Source organism: Shewanella sp. MBTL60-112-B2, assembly GCF_019655055.1.
GTDB lineage: Bacteria > Pseudomonadota > Gammaproteobacteria > Enterobacterales > Shewanellaceae > Shewanella.
In genome coordinates this window covers 1-21906 of sequence record NZ_BPFA01000039.1, presented here as the reverse complement: position 1 = coordinate 21906, position 21906 = coordinate 1, and the positions used below count along the sequence as shown (strand labels likewise).

The 21906-nt window shown below is 43.9% G+C and carries 14 protein-coding genes; 8 read left to right on the top strand and 6 right to left on the bottom strand.

What is annotated here, in order from left to right:
• Window positions 1-18: 18 nt before the first annotated feature.
• Window positions 19-2301 (bottom strand): formate C-acetyltransferase, encoded by a 2283-nt coding sequence (pflB, locus tag K5Q73_RS19040; protein ID WP_220759587.1) that lies wholly within the window; start codon window positions 2299-2301, stop codon window positions 19-21.
• 1389 nt (window positions 2302-3690) lie between these two features.
• Here pflB and focA point away from each other — a divergent pair.
• From focA to yfcC, 4 genes are all read left to right on the top strand, one after another.
• A complete protein-coding gene (focA, locus tag K5Q73_RS19035) occupies window positions 3691-4671 on the top strand; it encodes a formate transporter FocA (RefSeq protein WP_220759588.1) in 981 nt (326 codons plus the stop codon).
• Window positions 4672-4942: 271 nt separating this feature from the next.
• Window positions 4943-5158 carry a DUF997 family protein gene (locus K5Q73_RS19030; protein WP_220759590.1) on the top strand — a complete coding sequence of 72 codons (216 nt, stop codon included), beginning with the start codon at window positions 4943-4945 and terminating at the stop codon, window positions 5156-5158.
• Window positions 5151-6593 carry a sodium/pantothenate symporter gene (gene panF, locus K5Q73_RS19025; RefSeq protein WP_220759592.1) on the top strand — a complete coding sequence of 481 codons (1443 nt, stop codon included), beginning with the start codon at window positions 5151-5153 and terminating at the stop codon, window positions 6591-6593. The genes K5Q73_RS19030 and panF overlap by 8 nt, the downstream gene beginning before the upstream one ends.
• A gap of 79 nt (window positions 6594-6672) precedes the next feature.
• On the top strand, window positions 6673-8217 hold the full coding sequence (gene yfcC / locus K5Q73_RS19020) for a putative basic amino acid antiporter YfcC (RefSeq protein WP_220759594.1): 1545 nt from the start codon (window positions 6673-6675) through the stop codon (window positions 8215-8217).
• Between the two features lie 72 nt (window positions 8218-8289).
• On the opposite strand, the gene K5Q73_RS19015 is transcribed toward yfcC, so the two are convergent.
• Both K5Q73_RS19015 and K5Q73_RS19010 read right to left on the bottom strand, forming a co-directional pair.
• Entirely contained in the window at window positions 8290-9282 is a 993-nt protein-coding gene (locus K5Q73_RS19015; RefSeq protein ID WP_220759596.1) for a TDT family transporter, read from the bottom strand.
• A 191-nt stretch (window positions 9283-9473) separates the two neighbouring features.
• Entirely contained in the window at window positions 9474-10547 is a 1074-nt protein-coding gene (locus tag K5Q73_RS19010) for a methyltransferase (protein WP_220759598.1), read from the bottom strand.
• 170 nt (window positions 10548-10717) lie between these two features.
• Here K5Q73_RS19010 and K5Q73_RS19005 point away from each other — a divergent pair, with 170 nt between their 5' ends.
• A complete protein-coding gene (locus tag K5Q73_RS19005) occupies window positions 10718-11395 on the top strand; it encodes a TetR/AcrR family transcriptional regulator (RefSeq protein ID WP_220759600.1) in 678 nt (225 codons plus the stop codon).
• A gap of 30 nt (window positions 11396-11425) precedes the next feature.
• Here the strand turns inward: K5Q73_RS19005 and cysK are convergent, their stop codons facing one another.
• Window positions 11426-12394 (bottom strand): cysteine synthase A, encoded by a 969-nt coding sequence (gene cysK / locus K5Q73_RS19000; protein ID WP_220759602.1) that lies wholly within the window; start codon window positions 12392-12394, stop codon window positions 11426-11428.
• 237 nt (window positions 12395-12631) lie between these two features.
• Between cysK and K5Q73_RS18995 the strand changes: the two genes are divergently transcribed.
• Entirely contained in the window at window positions 12632-13894 is a 1263-nt protein-coding gene (locus K5Q73_RS18995; RefSeq protein ID WP_220759604.1) for an RDD family protein, read from the top strand.
• Between the two features lie 196 nt (window positions 13895-14090).
• Window positions 14091-15338, top strand: a complete 1248-nt coding sequence (locus K5Q73_RS18990; RefSeq protein WP_220759606.1) for a response regulator — start codon at window positions 14091-14093, stop codon at window positions 15336-15338.
• Between the two features lie 75 nt (window positions 15339-15413).
• Here the strand turns inward: K5Q73_RS18990 and K5Q73_RS18985 are convergent, their stop codons facing one another.
• Window positions 15414-17750, bottom strand: a complete 2337-nt coding sequence (locus K5Q73_RS18985; protein ID WP_220759608.1) for a carbohydrate binding family 9 domain-containing protein — start codon at window positions 17748-17750, stop codon at window positions 15414-15416.
• Window positions 17751-17957: 207 nt separating this feature from the next.
• On the bottom strand, window positions 17958-18731 hold the full coding sequence (gene cysZ, locus K5Q73_RS18980) for a sulfate transporter CysZ (protein ID WP_220759610.1): 774 nt from the start codon (window positions 18729-18731) through the stop codon (window positions 17958-17960).
• A 191-nt stretch (window positions 18732-18922) separates the two neighbouring features.
• Here cysZ and K5Q73_RS18975 point away from each other — a divergent pair.
• Window positions 18923-21906 (top strand): AAA family ATPase (locus K5Q73_RS18975; protein ID WP_220766164.1); only part of this gene is annotated, 2984 nt, incomplete at its 3' end.

The following is a 21906-nucleotide window of genomic DNA, read 5'->3' as shown; positions in this document are numbered from 1 at the left end:
ATCGACACTTAATTAAACTTACAGACCTTTAGTAAAGGTACGGGTAATAACGTCTTGCTGTTGCTCTGGTGTTAGCGAGTTAAAGCGTACTGCGTAACCAGAAACACGGATAGTTAACTGTGGGTATTTATCTGGGTTAACTACTGCGTCTTCAAGCATTTCGCGGTTCATAACGTTAACGTTTAAGTGTTGACCACCTTCACGGTTATCGTTGTGAGCGAAGTAACCATCCATAAGCGCTGCAAGGTTAGTCTTACGTGCATCATCATCTTTACCAAGTGCGTTAGGTACGATAGAGAATGTGTAAGAAATACCGTCTTGAGCGTGAGCAAATGGTAGTTTAGCAACAGATGTTAAAGAAGCGATAGCGCCTTTTTCATCACGACCGTGCATTGGGTTAGCACCTGGAGCAAATGGCGCGCCAGAACGACGACCGTCAGGTGTGTTACCCGTCTTCTTACCGTAAACAACGTTAGAAGTAATGGTTAAGATAGACTGAGTTGGGATCGCGTTACGGTACATCTTCATGCTACGGATCTTAGCCATGAAGCGCTCAACTAATTCAGTAGCGATATCATCAACACGTGGGTCGTTGTTACCGAACTTTGGATAGTCGCCTTCGATGTCGAAGTCTACAGCAATGCCGTTTTCATCACGGATTGGCTTAACAGTAGCGTACTTGATAGCAGCTAGAGAGTCAGCAGTGATAGAAAGACCAGCAATACCACAAGCCATAGTACGACGTACGTCTCTGTCATGAAGAGCCATTAGAGCAGATTCATAAGAGTACTTGTCGTGCATGAAGTGGATAGCGTTTAGCGCAGACACATATTGTGTTGCTAACCAGTCCATCATAGTGTCTAAACGACCCATAACGTCATCGTAGTTTAGTACTTCGTCAGTGATTGGAGCTGACTTAGGACCGATTTGAGCGTTAAGTTTTTCGTCAACACCGCCGTTGATTGCGTAAAGCATAGTCTTAGCAAGGTTTGCACGTGCGCCGAAGAACTGCATGTGCTTACCAACAACCATTGGGCTCACACAACAAGCGATAGCGTAATCGTCAGATTCAAAATCTGGACGCATTAGGTCATCGTTTTCGTACTGGATAGAGCTAGTATCGATAGATACTTTAGACGCGTACTTCTTGAAGTTTAGCGGTAATTGCTCAGACCAAAGAACCGTGATGTTCGGCTCTGGGCTAGGGCCCATGTTGTACAATGTGTGTAGGAAACGGAAGCTAGACTTAGTAACCAATGTACGGCCGTCAAGACCCATACCAGCGATAGACTCAGTCGCCCAGATTGGGTCGCCAGAGAATAACTCATCGTATTCTGGAGTACGTAGGAAACGAACCATACGTAGCTTCATTACGAAATGGTCTACCATTTCTTGAGCTTGTTGCTCAGTGATCACGCCATTCTTAATGTCGCGTTCAATGAAGATATCTAGGAAGCTAGAAGTGCGGCCTAAAGACATAGCCGCGCCATTTTGGCTCTTAACAGCAGCTAGGTAACCGAAGTAAGTCCACTGGATTGCTTCTTTAGCATTAGTCGCAGGTAGAGAGATGTCGAAGCCGTAGCTTGCTGCCATCTTCTTCATTTGACCTAGTGCTTTGTGCTGCTCTGCAATTTCTTCACGAAGTTGCATGGTGTAAGACAAGTCTACGCCAGTTTCGAAATCAGACTGTAGTGATCCGAATTGAGCAAATTTTTCTGCCATTAGGAAATCAATACCGTAAAGCGCGATACGACGGTAATCACCAATGATACGACCACGGCCGTATGCATCTGGTAAACCAGTCAATACGCCAGACTTACGACAACGCATGATTTCTGGAGTGTAGATATCAAACACACCTTGGTTGTGTGTCTTACGTAGCTCTGAGTATACGTATTTTACGTCAGCGTCTAGTTCACGGCCGTATGCAGCGCAAGAACTTTCAACCATACGAATACCACCGTTTGGCAACATAGCGCGCTTAAGCGGTGCTTCTGTTTGTAGACCAACGATAGTTTCTAGATCTTTAGTAATGTAACCAGCTTCGTGAGAAGTGATAGTTGATACACGTGAAGTATCAAAATCTACAGGAGCGTGAGTACGGTTCTCTTCCTTAATACCAACCATAACTTTGTCCCAAAGTTCGGTTGTTGCTTCAGTAGCACCAGCAAGGAAAGACTCATCGCCTTCATAAGGAGTGTAGTTAGCTTGAATAAAGTCACGCACATTGACTTCAGTTTTCCAATCGCCAGCGGTGAAACCTTCCCACGCGGCTGCAAACTGTTCAGTTTTTTCGGTCATCGTACAATTACCTTCTGTTTGAGATAAGGTTGTTGGGGTATCGAAATAGGCTCTAAATGAGGCGTGCGATACACCAATAGTAAATTCTTAAACACGTTATATGCTAATTCATATGGACGCGTTTCGAAGTAATTTCACTTCGCAGTAATCTGTTCAGTTCAATTGTCTTGTATTCTTCAGCACTCATCTCTGGCTGAAGATTAAAATTGGTAAGACCAATTAACCATGAATATATTAGCATAACCTAGGATGCACTGCACCCAAATCAGCTTGCAATTGCTTTAGAAATGCAAAAACTGTTACCAAGGTAGCAGTTTTTGAACAATTGACGCTTTATCAGTCTTAGCTTAATTGCTTGCGCGTAAAATTGGTCTGATTTTCGCAAGATTGCTATAGGTAAGAATAAACCCGTTAGCAAGCCTAGTGTTTTAGTCCCTTTCTAGAAAATAAAACCACTAGAATTAGAGCCTCTTCATGATTCAATAGTATGACTGCGGTATGAATTATAGATTAAAAAAACACCTGGATGAGTTGTAGGCGCTAGGTGTTTTTTTCATTGTTTCTTTGTCGGGGGTAGTGTGTGGCTTACCTTCTTAAGCTAAAGCCTAGAAGCGACGCTGCAAATCATTTTTATGACTGCTGGCCTTTAAGGTTTAGCTTATCTATTTTGAAGTTATTTTGAAGTTTGTACTGACAGCACTGGGTTACAGATAGGCTGTTTAACTGTATTGCCCTCGTTAAATTCTGTGTAGGTTATTGTGTATTTAGCTTACTTAGGCTGACGAGTTGTTGCTTAGCGCAGTTTCATGCTAAGGGATTGGCAGCTTGAAAGTATTAGCAACAAATGAAGCAACCAAGTGAGGGTTGTGAGAAACAGCTTATGCCGATTAGCGCATAAATCATGACATAAAGTTAACCTCAATAAATATAGCAGGGTGAGTGCTAATTAGATGTTCAATTTTTCTAACATAAACCAGCTAAAACCTCTGTTAAAGCTATCCTAATACTGCATATCTGCAAAGGTTAACCTGCCAGTAGCAGGGAGAGCTTCAATGCATGTGATTATGTCAATTTTTACCAGTTCAGCTGGGCTCTAGCGCAATAAAAACCATTATAATTAGATCTAGATTAAACTATGATCATATTTCACTATATTAGTAAGGCGTTTTTAATGCCTTTAGATTACAGCTATGTTATCTTGTTTTACTTAAAGTAAAATTGGTATGACCAATTTACCTGTTAATTTTGACTTAATGATACTCGTTGATTTTACTGAGCTGTTTTCTAAGCTTGTTTTACTGTAAGTGATTGATGATTACTGTTGTTGTGGAGAAAGTTTATGTTATTTGTATTCGGTTTTGACAGAAGTAGTGGCGCTAGGTGGGCGAAATGACAGTGAGTAATCAACCTAGCAAAAATGCTCAAGCTGAAAAGCCACTTCAAGCGCCAATTAATAGTACTCCAGCTAAATTAAGCCTAGTTCAACAAGCTGCGAGTTACGGTGCTGATAAAGTTGTTAAAGCGAAGAGTCAATCTTTTGGGCTGGCAATTTTTGCGGGTGCCTTTATCGCACTAGCGTTTGTTTTTTACATTACAGTCACTACTGGCAGCCAAGGTTCATGGGGACTGACTCGTTTTATTGGTGGGCTGGCCTTCAGTTTAGGTCTGATTCTTGTGGTAGTTTGTGGCGGTGAGTTGTTTACCAGCACAGTGCTAAGCAGTGTGGCATGGGCTCAGAAAAAGGTGAGTACCCTAGCAGTAATGAAGTGTTGGGCACGTGTGTATGCCGGTAACTTTGTTGGTGCTATGTTGATGGTGCTACTTATTAGCCTTGCTGGCATGTATCAGCTTGATGGCGGACGCTGGGGCTTAAGTGCACTCAATATTGCACAGCACAAGCTGCACCATAGCTGGACCCAAGCTTTCGTGCTCGGTATTTTATGTAACATGATGGTGTGCCTTGGTGTATGGATGACATTTGCAACTAAAGATGTACTGACTAAGGTGGTGTTACTGATGTTGCCTGTTGCTATGTTTGTTAGCAGTGGTTTCGAGCACAGTATAGCGAACATGTTCATGGTGCCACTTGGGATCACTATTCAACAGTTTGCCGAACCAGCCTGGTTTGATGCGCTGAATATCAGCCGTGAGCAGTATGCAGACCTGACCGTAATGAATTTTGTTTTCAATAACTTGATACCAGTTACCTTAGGTAACATAGTCGGTGGTGGTGTGTTTGTTGGCTTAGGCTATTGGTTGGTTGAAAACAGTTCTAATAGCACTTCAGTTCAGTCAGCTCCTGAGCTAGTTGAAAATAAACCGGCTGATGAGACTAAGCAGGTTAAGACTGGAACCAGTGCCGAAGGTTAAGCTTGGTTATAGTTCGAGTCTATCGAAAACTGAATAGCGCGATATAAACATTTAGCTCAGCAGGTGACCATCGAGTTTGATGGTAAAAGCAGTTCACTGATATGAACTGCTTTTTTATTTGCTTTAATATGCTGCGAGTCAATTTCGCCATCTAATCTGTTTTTAAATAGCATTTTTTGTGATTTAGCCGCTTAGTGACTACTGGTATCGTCAGATATTATTGATTAAAATTAGCGGCTCAAATCTGCTTTACTGCGACGGTCTTTCATTCATGAATATGCTGACCAAAACCTCATTAATACTCACTTTTAGCTACTTTGCTCTATGGTGTTTTGGCCCCCTCTGGCTCAATGAGATGGGCAACTGGTTTGGCTTACCCCTATGGTTTTGGTTTTCCTGTATCGGCGCGCCTGTTCTGTTGATAGTGAGTCTTAGCTTTTTGCTTACTAAGCTTGCTGACACGGTTGTAGAGAAAGACGATGACTAGTTTGTTGCCTGTGTTAATTTATCTTGCTTTAAGTTTGGTCATCACTCGAGTATGGAGTGCGCGTCAATCAAAGCAATCTCAGCAGCTGTGTGATGATAAAGCTAAGCGATTCTTTATTGGTGGGGCCTTTCTTAGCGGGCCATTATTAGCACTTACTTTGGTTGCTACCTACACCAGTGCTGGCTCGTTTATTGGTGGCCCTGGAGCTGCCTATAAGTTCGGTTTGGGATGGGTCTGGTTAGCTGTGATCCAGGTTCCGGTGGTCATTCTTACCTTAGGTGTTTTAGGGCCTAAGTTTCTCGCGCAAAAACAGCAGTACAGCACCATTATTGAATGGCTTGATCATCGTTTTCAAAATAATTACTTAAGTGCGGTTGCCATGCTTAGCTTAGTCGTGGGGTTTATCGCGATGATCTCTGTGCAATTCATTGGCGGCGCCCGCTTACTCTCTGGTGTAACAGGGATCAGTTATGAACTAGGTTTAGGGGTCTTTGTGCTCACGGTCTTAGCCTATACCTTAACAGGTGGTTTCAGGGCGGTAGTGCTGACTGACGCTCTGCAAGGTATGGTGATGTTATTAGGGTTAATCATCTTACTACTTGTCATACTGACTCAACCTGAGCTAAGCACTCAGCTTGCTCAAGAGACGGCCAAAGCGCCGCAGTTATTGAGTCCTCATGGCGTTGATGATTTTCTAGGCTGGCCTATGATGCTGTCATTCTGGGTATTGATTTGCTTTGGCACCATGGGGTTGCCGCATACTATTGTTAGACTACTGGCGGTTAAAGATCGGCAGTCGTTAAAAAAAGGCATGCTGTGGGGCACCATAATTTGCTTCTTAATGACGCTGCTGCCACATTTGTGTGGTTTCTTAGGTCGGGCACTGTTTCCTGATCTAACGGTACCTGATCAGATCATGCCAACCTTAATCGCTCAATTGATGACTCCATTTTGGGCTGGGATCTTACTTGCCGCGCCAATAGCAGCAGTGATGTCATCAGTAGACTCCATGTTGCTTCAATCCGCAGTGAGTATTGTTCGCGATGGCGTGGTGAAAGCTAGGCCAAAAATGGGGCCGACAATGCAGGTTCGTTTGACCCAGGTAGTGATGGTGTTTATTACCGCACTTGCATGCTTCTGGGCGATAAAGCCACCAGATATGATAGTTTGGATTAACTTAGCTGCCTTTGGTGCCCTACAGGCGGTTTTTTTATGGCCTATCATTGCGGGATTATTCTGGCCAAGTGTTAATGGGCATACTGCTCTAGTTTCAATGTGTAGCGGTATGCTTAGCTATTTGGTGCTTCAGTTACAAGCACCACTGATTTTCAATATCCAGCCAATTGTCCCAGCATTGCTATTTTCGTTACTGATGTTGGTTATAAGTCACTTTATTAGCAAATCCTTTGTTAAAAGAACCGTCTCCGCCGGTTAAAATTGATGGTGACCTTGGCTAGCCAACGGTCTGCCATTGGTTTATATTTGCCGCCATATAATAATAAAATGGTGGCGAAATGGACCCTATTACCCCTTCTAATACACTTGAGGATCAGCCTGTTACTACTAGAGTAACGTGGAAAATGCCTGATACTTTAGTCATTATCTTCTTCGTCGCCATTGCGGCGGGCATTCTTACTTATTTTGTTCCTATTGGTTCATTTCAAACCCAAGATGTGAGTTATGTAGTCGATGGCGTAGAAAAGAGCCGCAGTGTTATCGATCCTGACTCTTTCGTTTATGAGGTTGATGATGGCGGCGAGCCTATCTTAAAGCCTGTCGCGATTTTTGAAGGACACGGCGGAGTCGGCTTCTTTAACTTTGCTTTTGAAGGACTCGTGTCAGGCTCTAAATGGGGCAGCGCCATTGGTGTCATCATGTTTATGCTGGTTATTGGTGGTGCTTTTGGCATCGTAATGGCTACCGGCACCATAGATAATGGTATTTTAAAGCTTATCGACCGCACTCGCGGCAATGAAGCCCTGTTTATCCCGGTGATTTTCACTCTATTTTCCCTTGGTGGAGCCGTATTTGGTATGGGGGAAGAGGCTATAGCGTTTGCGATTATCATCTGCCCATTGATGATCCGCTTAGGGTACGATGGCATTTCTACCGTGATGGTGACCTATGTGGCGACTCAGATAGGCTTCGCTTCGTCTTGGATGAACCCCTTTAGTGTGGCTATCGCACAAGGGATCGCCGGTGTGCCAGTGCTTTCTGGTTCAGGCATGCGTTTTGTTATGTGGGCTGGTTTTACCTTGATGGGGCTTATCTTTACCATGCGGTATGCCGCTAAAGTTAAAGCGACTCCTAGCCATTCTTTTAGTTACCAAAGTGATAACTACTTTCGAGAAAACCTAAAACACAGCAAGCTTGAAAGTCGTTTCAACTTAGGTGATATCTTAGTATTACTCACCATCTTCGCAACGGTCGGGTGGATCATCTGGGGCGTGATAGCCAAAGCCTGGTTTATCCCAGAGATAGCTAGTCAATTTTTCACTATGGGTATTATTGTCGGCATCATTGGTGTTGTTTTTAAGCTTAATAAAATGGACATTAATACCGTGGCAGTAAGCTTTAAGCAGGGCGCAGCGACTATGCTAGAGCCTGCGGTATTAGTGGGCTGCGCATCGGGGATCTTGTTGTTGCTTGGAGGCGGTGATGCCTCAACTCCAAGTGTACTTAATACTATACTCAGTAAAGCGGGAGAGTTTATCGGTCAGCTTCCAAGCGTGATGTCCGCTTGGTTTATGTTTGTATTTCAGTCGGTGTTTAACTTCTTCGTGACTTCAGGCTCAGGACAGGCAGCACTTACCATGCCGTTGATGGCCCCTCTTGCTGATTTGGTAGGGGTCACTCGTCAGGTTGCAGTGTTGGCGTTCCAACTCGGGGATGGCTTTACTAACGTATTGGTGCCAACTTCGGCATCACTAATGGCGACGTTAGGCGTATGTCGTGTTGATTGGGGTCAGTGGCTTAAGTTTATCTGGCGCTTTATGCTAGCGCTATTTACTGTTTCAAGTGCTATCGTGATTGGCGCGCACTATATGGGATTCAGTTAATAGCAATATAGGCTTGTTAGTGGTTAACGCATAAAAAAACGGCATCTTGGATGCCGTTTTTTATTGCCTACGCTACCTCTTCATCATTGCTGTGCTAGCAACAATACTTGATTTGTAATGGAGCAAATACCTAACAGCTACGTAGCTAACCACTAGTGTCGCTATGATTAATTCAACTTTTGCAGTGATCAGTAGATCAACAGATAAGTTACTCATACCGTAAGTGGCAACGAGCCAATGTACAGTTTTAAATAAAGCGGTGGCACCGATAACCATAGGGAAGGTAAAAGCTGCATAGCCAGGTGAAAATGGTAGTTTGAGTAAGTGAAAGAAAGCGAGATATATAACGCTTGTCATCAAAAGTGCGAGGGTAAGCAACACCCCAACGACAATGATTGATGGTTCACTGGATATGGTTAGGTATCCAGCTAATGATAAGCTCGCTGGCGCAGCTAGAATTGCGATAGTCGGTTTAGCGGCATCGGCAATTGGCTCACAGAAAATCAATCGATAAAGCATAACGGGCAGCATGACAAGGTAACTCACCATACCAAAAGTAAGAATGCTATCGGCTAGCCATTGATATTGCATTTCAGAACCGTGAGGGAAAGATACGGCCGCAACGATGATCCCAATAGGGGGGACGAACCAACTTGGCACCATGTGGTCAAGTTTAAAATCGATGGCTCGGTAGTAGACAAACATACTTAAAAACACAATATGAATGGCGATAGCTACTAGCCATAGCGCCACGCCTACAGCATGATTAAATTGCCCTAGCGCTGCTGATACCACCATTAGTCCCATTGCGAAGGTGGGAATAACGCTACCGACGACCGGATGAGTGAGTTCTTCAATAAGTACTCTTGGGTGAAGCACAAATTTGGCCACTAACATAAGTAACAGCACTGCAGCGATTGAAGCACCGATTAGTTGCCCATTACCACCTAAGCTAGGTACCATACTTTCCCAAGCCCAGCCTAAGCTACCGATAGCTAAAGCCAATCCTGCCATAGGGCTTGGTAGGCGTGACACTCTGTGTCTTAGTTTATTGTTAGTTGTCATTGTGCTTCCTCAATTCAATCTTTATGCAGCTATGATAATCGGGTTTCTTGATAATAAAAATTGAAGTTAGGTTAACCTTTGGTTCAATTTAATTGAATCTTGATTCTTAAGTTTAAAATCCCTAGGCTTAAATCTAAAGTCTGAGCTTTAGATTTAAGATTGAGACTCAAGCTTTAGATACAAGTTTGAAATTAAGGCTTGAGCTTACAGCGCAGCAAGGTATGTCCAAGGCCGATATTGTCGATATCTTCATCGACGAATAGGCCTGCTTGGCTGATTAATTTTAGCAAGGTCTTACTGTGATACATACGGCTGTTGCCATTGGCGATGGCGGTAAAATAGAGCGAGGTCGCGTTAACGCAATAGGCGCCAGCTTCAAACGGTTGACGGTCCCAAAAAGTTTCTAAGATACAAAGCTCACTACCTGCGTTCATAACTGCTGCCGCGCGTTTTAAAATGCTAAGGATTTCAGACTCTGAGAAACAATCTAAGAACTGGCTCATCCAGTAAAGATCACCATTCTCACAAAATGCCTTAGTTTCATCGAGCAGATCGGTGACGAATGGTTTTACTCTTTCAGAGACACCCGCTTTTTGCGCATTTTCCATGGCAACTTTTAGTTGTCCAGGCAGATCCATGATGGTCACTTGAACTTGGCTGTCGAAGCCTGTGCAGGCGAGGGCCCATTTACCTGTATTGCCACCCACATCGACAATCTGTTTAGGTTTAGATTGAAAGATAAGTGGCAGTAAAGACTCAAATGCATGATCTGAGTAGTAGTGATCGAATTCAAACCAGCTCTTCTTTATTTCATCGGGTAATTGGCTCAACCCAGGGTAAATGGTTTGCCAATCGCCAAGGCTAGCTAATCCTTTTGGCTTGCCTTCAATAAGTGATGCTTCTAGCTCAAATAAGCCCTGGTAACAGACATCGTGGGTGAAGTTAAGATTTGTTTTGGCCATATCATCATGTAGCAAGAAGTGGCCAATCTTATCGAGCAGATATTTCTCATCATTGAGATAGAGCAACCCCATGCTGAGCCCCATATCCACTAGTACACCTACTGCATACTCAGATAACTTAGACTGCTGCGCTAATTGGCTTAAGCTGCTGCCTGTGTTACCACTGTCGGAAATAAATTGTAGTAAGTTAAATTTTAATAAGCAGCGCGCCACCTGAAAACTTATGGGAGCAAAAGCGATTTTTTGTGCTTCAAATTTTGCGTCAAATGCACTGATCGAAAGGGGAGAGTGGTAAAAAGACATAAGTTAAACCAAGGTAAGCTTAGAGAATATTAGTGGAGGCAAATTTTACATGTTACAGTTTGTTAATTGTTTGAACTTGATCCGACTTCACGCGGTTAAATATGATTTTAATTGCTTCATAGGTGAGGTTAGACCTTAGCAGCATATTTATTAGTCGAAAGGGAAGCGTTATGTTTGTACCTCTGACCTATGTTGGCCATCAGTCAAACCGTAGCGATGGTCAAGCACGTCGTATTGAAATATTAGAAGCAACGTTGCGCTTAATCGTCAAAGAAGGGATCCGCGGTGTTCGTCATCGTGCAGTCGCCACCGAAGCGAATGTACCTTTGTCGTCAACAACTTACTATTTTAATGATATTAAAGATCTAATCAGTGATTCGTTAACCTACTTTGCTGAAAAAACGCTGTGGATGAATAAGGCTTTAGAGCTCAAGAGTTATGCCTTGGTCGAGAGTGTTAGGCTGGAGCAGCAAACGGCTGATGAGTCGCAGATGAAGTCATTTATTATCGACAACCTCAGTCAATTTATCTGTGAGCATATTAAAGATCAGTTAACGCATCGCGACGATAGGATCCTTGAAGTAGCCTTCCATGAAGAAGCGTTACGTAATCCGCAACTTGCGGCGGCTATCACTGCATTAGATAAAACCTTTCTAGATAGTATTAAGCAATTTTTTGCTGACATGGGCTCAAGTTCGGCAAATGCGGACGCCCATCAGGTATTAGCCATTATTAAACTCCTAGAGTATCAGTATCTTATTCGGACTGATATTGATGATAACGTCTTGTTAGATATTGTGAGCTCAACAGTCAATCATATTGTAATGGCAATAAAAAACCCAAGCTAAGGCTTGGGTTTTATTTAACGCGAGATCAATTTATTGAACGTTTTCTGCGTCGCTAAATTCACCTTGGAACAGTACAGAAGATAAGTAGCGCTCTGCAGCAGAAGGTAAAATTACCACAATGTTTTTACCTTCAAATTCAGGCAAAGCAGCGATACGGTTAGCAGCAACAACAGCGGCGCCCGATGAAATACCCACAAGTATTCCTTCTTCTTTCATTAAGCGCTGAGCCATCTCGATAGACTCTTCGTTGGTGACAGCTTCAACACGATCTACAAGATTAAGATCTAAGTTGCCAGGAATAAAACCTGCGCCAATACCTTGAATTTTGTGAGGTCCAGGCTGAACAGTCTGACCTGCTAGCGTTTGCGCGATAACAGGTGAGTCAGTAGGCTCAACCGCAACTGATGTGATCGCCTTGCCTTGAGTGTTCTTAATGTAACGGCTAACACCGGTAATGGTGCCACCAGTACCTACACCGGCAACAACAACATCGACGGTTCCGTCGGTATCATTCCAGATCTCTGGGCCAGTCGTCTTTTCATGAATTTCTGGGTTAGCAGGATTGTTGAACTGCTGAAGTAACACGTACTTTTCAGGGTTCGACTGTCTGATCTCTTCAGCCTTATCAATTGCGCCCTTCATACCTTTAGCGCCATCGGTCAGTACAAGATTTGCACCAAGGGCTTTCAGTAACTTTCTACGCTCTAAACTCATAGTGTTTGGCATGGTTAGAGTTAACTTATAACCGCGAGCAGCGGCAACATAAGCGAGTGCGATACCCGTGTTACCCGATGTAGGCTCAATGAGCTCTTGCTCTAGAGTGAGAAGACCTTTTTTCTCTGCGTCCCAAATCATATTGGCACCGATACGGCACTTAACGCTGAAGCTAGGGTTACGAGCTTCAACTTTTGCAAGCACTCGACCATTACTTACACGATTTAAGCGGACAAGAGGGGTGTTACCAATTGTTTGTGAATTATCTTCGAAAATTTTGCTCATGGGTTGCTTGCTCCTTTATATGCACAGCTAAATCATAATAGGGTTTGGCAGCAATAGAAGTGATAGTTTGTTCTTCGTTATTCTATTTAGTTATTAAAGCGTTTCCTGTTATTCATAAAGAGCGGAATAGCGGGGGATATGCCGTGTTAACATAATGTTACTTGAAATAGCTGCAGCCATTTTAATTGTTGTTCGAGTGAGTTTTAGGCGGGAAATATAGATTAAAGAGGGAAATCGATGACTCAACAGCAGATCAGTAAATATGACGATCCTAAGACATGGGTAACACCTTTTGCTTTCGACCTTGCGCCTAATATTCTTTATATGCCGTTAGCGAGTCCACTCAAGCGCGGGTTAGCCATGATGATTGACGGTCTTTTAGTCGCGGTACTCGCCGAAAGTGCTGGCTGGATTTTTATCTTGTTGGTGCTCGGCACCCTGCTGATCCAAAAGCAGAGTAAAACCGTGGGTAAATTGTTTAAGTGGGGGCTTTACCTACTGATGTTAATCGGCTTGATTTCTGCGCTGGTTGGTTACTTTGGCGATGTAACCTCAGACTTGCAAACAAGTGATGCTGGTAGCGATAGTCATATAGTGCTGCCTGAGAATAGCAAAGGTGGTTTGGCTACTTTGGCTGAAATAGCCGGTTACGTGCCCGCGGTTATTGTAGCGAGTCAATGTGAGGATTTTACCTGTGCGCAAATCAATATCGACAAGGTAGAGACGGCATTATCGTACTCAAGCCTGACTGCTCAAGAACAAAACAATATTATTAATGATTTAGTTGCAGATTTGCCATTAACGGCAATTGAAAAGCAGCAGCTATATGTAACCAAGATAGAGTCACAGGTCGAAGACTTTATTGAAACAGAAACAAGCACTGAACCAAGCACTGAATCAAGCCTAAGCCGTCAGCCACTTGATAAGAGTAGCGAGATTAAAGCAGAGCTTGCTGCAAACCCTGTTGTTGCAGCACTGGAAACTCGGGTACAAGAGCTTGAGCAAATAGCTGCTAAGTTGGAGCAAGATATAGAGGCTAGCAATGCAGCTAAACAGGGGGATTCCCCCAATACCAGTGAAGAGAGTAATGAGAGCACAAGTCCACTGGCATGGATTATAGGCTTGCTTAACGATCTCGGTTTAGGCTTTGGTTGGGCTGCTTTCTATTTTACTGTGTTCACTGCATGGTTCGATGGTCAAACCTTAGGCAAAAAATTATTTGGTATTCGCGTCATCCAGCTCGATGGGGTTAAAATTTCACTCTGGGCTGCTTTTGGTCGCTATGGTGGTTATGCAGCAGGATTTACTACTGGCTTATTAGGTTTCTTTCAGATCTATTGGGATGCCAATAGGCAGGCGATTCAAGATAAGATCTCAGCAACTGTGGTAATTGATGTGCGTAAGACTAAACATGAAGCCGCGCTTGAACATACACCAGCTGATAACATCTCAGATAACTTATCAGATAAAATAGTCATCGAAAACGGTGCAAATATTTGACATTAACTATACCGTTTTTAATCAGTAAGCATTAAGCTTGCCACGAATAAGAAGCGCATAAAACAATATGCGACGGAATCAATTTCCTATTTCAACATGTGAACTTAGCGCAATTAACTTGGTTATTTGTTTTTAAGAGTCTGATAAATGGCTCGCTAAGTATCATGGAGAGCAATATAGGAGAAAGGAGAAAAAGTTGCGGATTTTAGTGGTTGAAGATAGCCAGATGGTTTCTCGGGTGATGCGCCATTTGATTACTCAAGAGCTGAGTTGCGAGGTAGATGTCGCGCCAGACATGGCCAGTGCAAAAGCGTTGTTGGCCCAAAATGAGTACTTTGTCGCGATAACGGATCTGAACTTGCCGGATGCCCAAGAGGGCGAAATTGTTAAGTATGTACTGGCAAAGCAGATCCCTTGCATTGTCTTAACCGGAAGTTGGGATGCTGAGCAACGAGAGCGCCTTCTGCAACTAGGGATCGTCGATTACGTCTTTAAAGAAAATCGTTTTAGCTATGAATATACTGCAAAGCTGGTTAAGCGTTTACGCCGTAATCAAAGCGTCAAGGTGCTAGTTGCCGATGACTCGCTTGTGAGCCGCAAGTTTATCCGAAGCTTGTTAGAGCAGCATCTTTTTCAAGTCATCGAGGCCGACGATGGTATTTCAGCGTTAGCAACCCTTAATGATAATCCAGATATCAAACTACTGATCACTGATTATAATATGCCTGGCCTAGATGGATTCGGCCTCATTATTAAAGTTCGTGAACAGTTCAGTCGTGAAGAGTTGGCGATTATCGGCTTATCCAGTGATAGTGATGAAAGTCTCTCCGCTCGTTTTATCAAAAATGGCGCAAATGATTTTCTACAGAAACCTTTTGTCCATGAAGAATTTCACTGTCGTGTGTTAAATACGCTCGATGCACTGGATATGGTGACCCGGCTTTGGCAGCAGGCAAACTTAGATTACCTGACCAATGTTTACAATCGACGTTATTTCTTTAATTTATACGAAGAAAAGCTAACGACTATTGCTCAGAAGCAGGGGACATTATCACTGGCATTATTGGATATCGACTTATTCAAGAAGGTGAATGATACCTATGGCCATGATGTGGGCGATGAAGTCTTGATTGAATTTTCCAATCGGTTACAGCAATCATTCGCACAGCACTTTACCGTGGCACGTATTGGCGGTGAAGAATTTGTCGTCGGCTTTAAAGGCCTTAACGTCGAAAAGGCCTATGCGCTACTCGATAGCTTTCGTATGCACCTAGAAGCCAGCCCGATTGAAACCTCTAAAGGCATGTTGAGGATCAGCGTGAGTAGTGGCGTGGCGGAGTTTAGCCATACTGAAAATGTCGATGAGCTGCTTAATCGAGCCGACATTGGCTTATATGAAGCAAAATCGGCTGGACGTAATCTGGTCTGTATCGCAGATCGTTAATGGTTTCAGTCAGATTGATAGATGCAAAAAAGCAGCCAATAGGCTGCTTTTTGTTTATGGGCTAATTCACAGAAGTTAGAGTAACCAAGCGTAGCTGACTTTCATAAAGTAGGTTTCTTCAGTCTTCATCAACGAGTCGATGCTATCATCGGCTTGTATGCCATCGGAGTAACCTAAATAGAATACGCTCTGTGGGTTAAGTTTGTAACCGTAGAGGATCTCATTACCTAACTGCTGATAGTGTTGATTCGGTGTGCTGTACTTGTACAAGCTGGTATCGCGTTCGATGTCAGTGTAAACGCTCGAAATGCGAATGAAGTTATGAATATCGATATACCAGCTTAGGCGAAGATCACTCAAGTTAGCGGTAAATAAGCGACCATCGTCCACATCCATTGTGCGGTACACATGAGACACATCGAGTGCGATAGAGTCAGTGACTTTCCAGTTTATGCCTGGGTTAAACATTACTTTAGTGCCGAGTTGATCATTGGCAAAATCGATGTCATCGCCGTAGTTAATATCCAGCTCTAAAAACAGAGTTCGAGTAGGCTTAATATTAGAGTAGAACCAGCCCATGGTTTCGCTGAACATCTGCGTGTTACCGTCAATGGCCAGTGAGGCACCGTTATGGCGTCTGCCAACGCGGTCACGATTAACCAGACCAAAGGCGGTATAACTTTGCCACTGGCCTTGAAACTCCATTTTTGCTTCGGCTTCTTGTTCTAATTTTTCACCGGCTTGATTATGACTAATATCCCAGTCGCCACGTAGTTCTACCTGATTAAAGAAACCTGACTGTGGGTACCAAGTGTAACCGCCACCTGTGACAAATTTGCTAAAATCTACATTGTCGACAAAACCGAGATCGGCTCGAAAATCCTCGCCAACAGATAGATATTGGGCAAACATATCCCAGCTACGCGTCTCGTGTTGATACTTGAGCAAGTACATATCGTCACTGAAAGCACCTTGTTTCTTTGTGCGTAGCACGCGCTCATTAATACCACAGTCAGCTAGATCACAGTTGTTTTGTGGCAGACAATCATCACTACTGCAAAACTCTTTATAAAGATCTATGGGGTACTCGGTATCCGATAACACATACTGGACTGCGAAAGTATCATGTTCCGTTGGCTGGTATTTAGCATCTAGGCTGGTGACATAGTTATGGTAGTCATCACTTTTCTTAGCCGTCACTAACGCGCCAATCGATAAGGGCTTACCCAGATCTAAGCGATAACGACCTGCGAAATTTTGACTCTTATTATCAATACTGGCGATATCAGAACTTAAGTTACCAGGCACCAAAAAGTTGGTATTGGTGTCATCAGTGATTAATGTTGCAAACGTATGGTCGCCGACTTTGCTGGTCAGTTTGAGGCCGTAATCGGGGGCGACAATATTGCGGGTATGCAGCAAGTTTAGCTGAGTATCAAAGTAGTCTTTATTATCGAGAAAGAAGGCGCGTTTCTCTGGATAAAATAGCGCGAAGGTCGAGTTAATATCTAGCTGCCCCGCATCGGCTTCGACTTGAGAAAAATCAGGATTAATCGTTGCGCTAAGCAGGGTACTAGGGGTGATCCCCCAACGCACATCTAAGCTAGGCTCAATGGCATTTTCACTGTCCCAATCACTGTTCTCTTTATGAGGGCGTTTGCTATTACGATTAACCACAAATGAGGGGGTAATTTGCAAGTCGTTACCCTGTTCGATATTGGCAAGGCCTGTAGCGACACCTAACTGGCAGAGTTGACAGTTATTATCTCTATCTATCTGATGGCTTGAAATACGGTGCTCTTCGTTTCTAGGGTAAAAACGAATGAACTCTATGCCCCATTTCTGCTCGCTTTTGGGAGCAAAGTTGAGCAGTCTTAAGGGCAGCTCTATTTCAACCTGGTAACCCGTGTCAGTTCGCTTGGCTGCACTGTACCAAATGCCGTCCCACGCGTCGCTCTCGCTACCTGTTAACTCGTTTTCTATCGAATCCATTTGTACACCGTAGGCATTAACAAAGAACTGATAGGCTAATCTGGCATCATTAAAGGTATCGAGCTTGATACCAACAAGATCATCTCCCCAGACGCTGTCTCGGTCGCTTAAGTTAGCGCGAATGCGCTCAGGATTGGGATCTTGTGCGCTAAAAGCTAGGAATAGGCTCGATTCGGTGGCATAGACTTTTACTTCTGTTTGTACTGGCGCTGCGATGTTTTCACCGGGGCGAGTCTCAAACTTTAAATTTGCTGTCGCGGCTTGCTGCCATTGGGGCTCGTCAAATTCACCATCGATTTGTATTTCCCCTGCAACAGTAGGGATCTGAATATTGAACTGAGATGTTTGTCCAGCTTGGCCTGAGACAGAGGTAAAAGCACTAAAGAGGAGTGCTAAGGGTAAAAAGCATTTTTTTATCATTTGTTATAATTGTTATTGCGCTGTTATTTGTGAGGATTGTGCCAGATTTAGCCCTCTATTTGGACCGTAATCGTTGGAGGATATTGTTACAAAGCTTGTCGTGGAAGCTATTTAGCGCCATTGCTTATATCGGATAAGATTCGTTCAGATACAAAAAAGCCATGTCGAGACATGGCTTGGTGAATATAAGCGACTGGGTGTTAAAGCTTATTCTGGTGCTATCGCATCATTCTTGTAGGCCGTGCGGTATTTATCGACCCACATAGCGGTTGCACCACAAATCGCTACAGGCATCACCACAAAGTTCACGATAGGGATCATAGAGAACAAGGTTACCGCCGCACCAAAGCTAAAACTCGTGCCCTTGGTCTGATTGAGGGCAAACTTCATATCGGGAAAGGGGACTTTATGGTTATCAAATGGGTAATCACAATATTGAATCGCCATCATCCAAGCACTGAATAGAAACCACAATACTGGTGCAACAGTTTGGCCGACAAAAGGGATCCAAAACAGCAATAAAAACACAATGGCGCGTGGCAGATAATATTTAAGTTTTATCCACTCTCGTCCCATTATTCGCGGCAGATCCTTAATTAGGTCGATGCCGCCACCAGTGTTAAGAGGCTTACCTGTCAGCTGTTGCTCGACCTTTTCAGCGAGCAGGCCATTAAAAGGCGCGGCTAGCCAGTTCATTACCGAGCTAAAGACAAATGACAGTACGACCAGCAATGTGATGACAGCAAGTGGCCAAAGGATAAAGTTGAGCCAGCTTAAATAATCAGGTAGTTGAGTTGATAACCAGTTAAACACATTCTCTAACTGGCTAATGGCAAAGTAGATCAGGCCAGAAAATAATAATAAATTGATTGATAGCGGAATAAAGACGAATCTTCTTAGCCCAGGCTGTTTAATTAGGCTGAAACCATCGAAGAAGTAATTAACACCGCTTTTTTTTTGTACGTGTTGGGTTTTATTCATAGAGATATTAGGTTGTTAAAAATACGCATTAGTACGATTGTGAGTCAGTCGGTACTTAATCACAAGTTAAAAGCGCTTAATCAAGGATAAAAGCGTTACAAAATACAGTGAATTTTGGTAAAGTTACACTATATAAAATCCCTTCAAACTCAGTCGCTATTTACCTAGCGAGGAAATGACTAAACGGCACCATGAGACTTAAACAGATTAAACTTGCCGGATTCAAGTCATTCGTCGATCCAACAAAAATACCTTTACTTAATCCTTTGAGTGCCATTATTGGCCCTAACGGTTGCGGCAAATCGAATGTTATCGATGCGGTGCGCTGGGTTTTAGGTGAAAGCTCGGCTAAGCACCTGCGTGGTGATTCCATGGCCGATGTTATTTTTAATGGCTCGACGGCCAGACGCCCGGTATCGGTGGCCAGTGTCGAGTTGTTATTTGACAACCAAGATGGCCGCCTAGCAGGGCAGTATTCCAGTTATCAAGAGATTGCTGTTAAACGTCAAGTCAGCCGTGATGGCGACTCAAGCTATTTTCTCAATAACCAAAAGTGTCGCCGTAAAGATATTACCGATCTGTTTATGGGCACGGGACTTGGGCCTCGTAGTTACGCGATTATTGAGCAGGGGACAATTTCAAGATTAATCGAATCAAAACCCCAAGAGCTGCGCGTCTTTATTGAGGAGGCGGCAGGGATCTCTCGCTATAAAGAGCGTCGCCGCGAGACTGAAAACCGAATTCGACATACTCGAGAAAACTTAGCTAGACTCGGTGACATTCGTTCAGAATTAGCCAAGCAGCTAGAGAAGTTAGCCGAACAGGCCGAAACGGCCAAGAAATACCGCGAGCTAAAGCAAGCTGAGCGTAAATACGATGCTGAATTGTCGGTATCGCGCTTTGATGAATTGCAGCAGCAAACGGCGAAACTAGACGAACAGCTGAGTAAACTTGAACTGCAGCAAACCGAGCTGTTAGCCAAGAAGCAGACTCTTGAATTGAGCCTAACAGAGCTTAATTTGAAGTTAAGTGAATTAGATACTCAAGAAGCACATCAGGTAGAAGACTTCTATCTGACCAAAACGCATATTGCCAAGCTTGAGCAATCGCTTAAGCATCGTCAACAGCAAGATGAAAGCCTGACGCAACGACTGCAGGAGCTTTCTGAGCAAGTTAGCGCCTACCGTGCCAAGTTAGCCGAAGACCAAGGCAAGCAAACCTTGCTGACACAGCAGCAAGCGCTTGCGTTACCCGATGCCACACTGATACGTCAGCAGCTCGCTGAGCATGAGGCCGAGCTAGTATTGGCCAATGAGCAACTTGACGGGGTTAGTGAGCAATTACACGACTTGAACGAAGCTTATAGTCAGGCGCATCACGCATTTGAGATGAATCGCAATCAGCTTAGCCATAATGAGGCTGATATCGGTAACAAGCAAAGGCTGGTGGCTCGGTTAGAGGAGCAAGTACTTACCACTTCTGCAGAGCTTGAAAAGATAAACGCTCAAGACTTCGCGGCGCAGGTCAGCGAGTTAACCGGCATAATCGAACAAGAGCAAGAAGTACTCGATGAATTGAGCTTTGAGCTACAAACCAAGCAGCTAACCGAGCAAGATTTATCAGCAGAGCAAGACAACCTTAAGGTTAAACTCGCTGATGAACAGGGCCGTCTGTCGGTTGTGACTCAGCTATTGCCAGCCGATAAAGCAGGTAATACTGAGGAGCTTTGGCAAGTTATCGAGGTGACTCCCGGTTGGGAAGCCTCCGTCGATATGCTGCTATCTGGACTGCTTAATACCCAGGTATTGGCTGGGGGGAGTGATGATAACGACCCTGACCAATTAGGCTTTGAAAATGGCGTTACCGAGCTAAGTGTACTTAAGGCGCCGGTGAACCTGGCACCTTGGCTTGAGCATGTGACTTGGCTAACGACCAAAGAGCAGGCTATCAGCCAAAGAGCATCACTAAAACAGCACGAGTTAATTGCTACCGCTGACGGTTACCTTGTTGGTGTCGATTTTGTTATCGAGAAAACTCAGGCGGCGGGTTCTATTGTTGAGCTTAAAAATGAACAGATAGCCTTGCAAGAAAGTGTCGATTTAAACCAGTCGACACTGGTGAATTTGAGTGAGTCATTGGCCGATTTAAAGCAGGCTATGGCGCCTCTTGTTAGCCATATTCAGCAAAAGCAGCAGTTTATTCAAACCCAGCAGATCCAACTTGCGGCTCTGAGTTCTCAATTGCATTCGCAGCAGCAGTCAGTGGCTCAAACATCGTCTAGACTAGCCAAAGTTGAGCAGGAGCTCAGTGAAGCGCAACAAGAGTTGCAGGCGTTGCAGCTTAGTGTTGAGCTTAGAGCGCAGCAACAACAGCACTTGAGTGCTGCACTCGAAAAAGCCCAAGCAGCTAAAACAGATGGACAGGCATTAAAAGCCCAAGCCATGGAAAAAGTCACTCAGCTTAAACCGTTGCGACAACAGCTAGATGCTAAGGTGGCGCAAACGGCTGCGAGTGAGCAGAGTTTGTACACTCAGATAATACTTATTGAGCAGCAAGTTAATCAGCACCAACAACGATTGTTAGAGTTAGAGCAAAGCCAAGCACTGCTAAAGCTACAGCTAGACGCTAAAGATAACGCGTTGCAGGAGGGGGAGTCTCAACCTCTTAAAGAGCAACTTGAACAAGCGCTACAAGCACAACAGCTTAAGCAAGATGCACTGACAGCATTAAGGCTGCAGCAAGCTGAGCTACAGGAACTGTGCGATAGTGCAGGAACGAATAAAAAACAACAGCTTGCAAAGCTAGAAGACTTGACTCAATCCTCTGGCACGTTAAAGTTACGCCGTGAAGGCTTAAAAGGTCAAATTGACAGTCAACAGCGGGTGTTAATTGAACAAGGCGTTGATGTTAAACAGGTATTATCCTCATTGGATGGAAATAAAACCTTAGTTTGGCGTCAAAAGGAGCTAGAGCGATTACGGGCACAGATAGAGCATTTAGGCGCGATTAACTTAGCGGCGATTGAAGAATTTGATTTACAAAATCAACGCAAGTTATATTTAGACAGCCAAGATGAGGATCTTAACGCTGCACTCGCTTCTTTAGAGGAAGCGATTCGTAAGATTGATAAAGATACTAAGATTCGTTTTAAAGATACATTTGATAAAGTGAATGC

What these genes read in the sequence shown, in the direction of transcription:
- focA (WP_220759588.1), top strand. Translation starts at nt 3,691, where the DNA reads ATGACAGTGAGTAATCAACCTAGCAAAAATGCTCAAGCTGAAAAGCCA.
- K5Q73_RS19010 (WP_220759598.1), bottom strand. Translation starts at nt 10,547, where the DNA reads ATGTCTTTTTACCACTCTCCCCTTTCGATCAGTGCATTTGACGCAAAA.
- K5Q73_RS19015 (WP_220759596.1), bottom strand. Translation starts at nt 9,282, where the DNA reads ATGACAACTAACAATAAACTAAGACACAGAGTGTCACGCCTACCAAGC.
- pflB (WP_220759587.1), bottom strand. Translation starts at nt 2,301, where the DNA reads ATGACCGAAAAAACTGAACAGTTTGCAGCCGCGTGGGAAGGTTTCACC.
- cysK (WP_220759602.1), bottom strand. Translation starts at nt 12,394, where the DNA reads ATGAGCAAAATTTTCGAAGATAATTCACAAACAATTGGTAACACCCCT.
- K5Q73_RS19005 (WP_220759600.1), top strand. Translation starts at nt 10,718, where the DNA reads ATGTTTGTACCTCTGACCTATGTTGGCCATCAGTCAAACCGTAGCGAT.
- K5Q73_RS18995 (WP_220759604.1), top strand. Translation starts at nt 12,632, where the DNA reads ATGACTCAACAGCAGATCAGTAAATATGACGATCCTAAGACATGGGTA.
- yfcC (WP_220759594.1), top strand. Translation starts at nt 6,673, where the DNA reads ATGGACCCTATTACCCCTTCTAATACACTTGAGGATCAGCCTGTTACT.
- cysZ (WP_220759610.1), bottom strand. Translation starts at nt 18,731, where the DNA reads ATGAATAAAACCCAACACGTACAAAAAAAAAGCGGTGTTAATTACTTC.
- panF (WP_220759592.1), top strand. Translation starts at nt 5,151, where the DNA reads ATGACTAGTTTGTTGCCTGTGTTAATTTATCTTGCTTTAAGTTTGGTC.
- K5Q73_RS18985 (WP_220759608.1), bottom strand. Translation starts at nt 17,750, where the DNA reads ATGATAAAAAAATGCTTTTTACCCTTAGCACTCCTCTTTAGTGCTTTT.
- K5Q73_RS19030 (WP_220759590.1), top strand. Translation starts at nt 4,943, where the DNA reads ATGAATATGCTGACCAAAACCTCATTAATACTCACTTTTAGCTACTTT.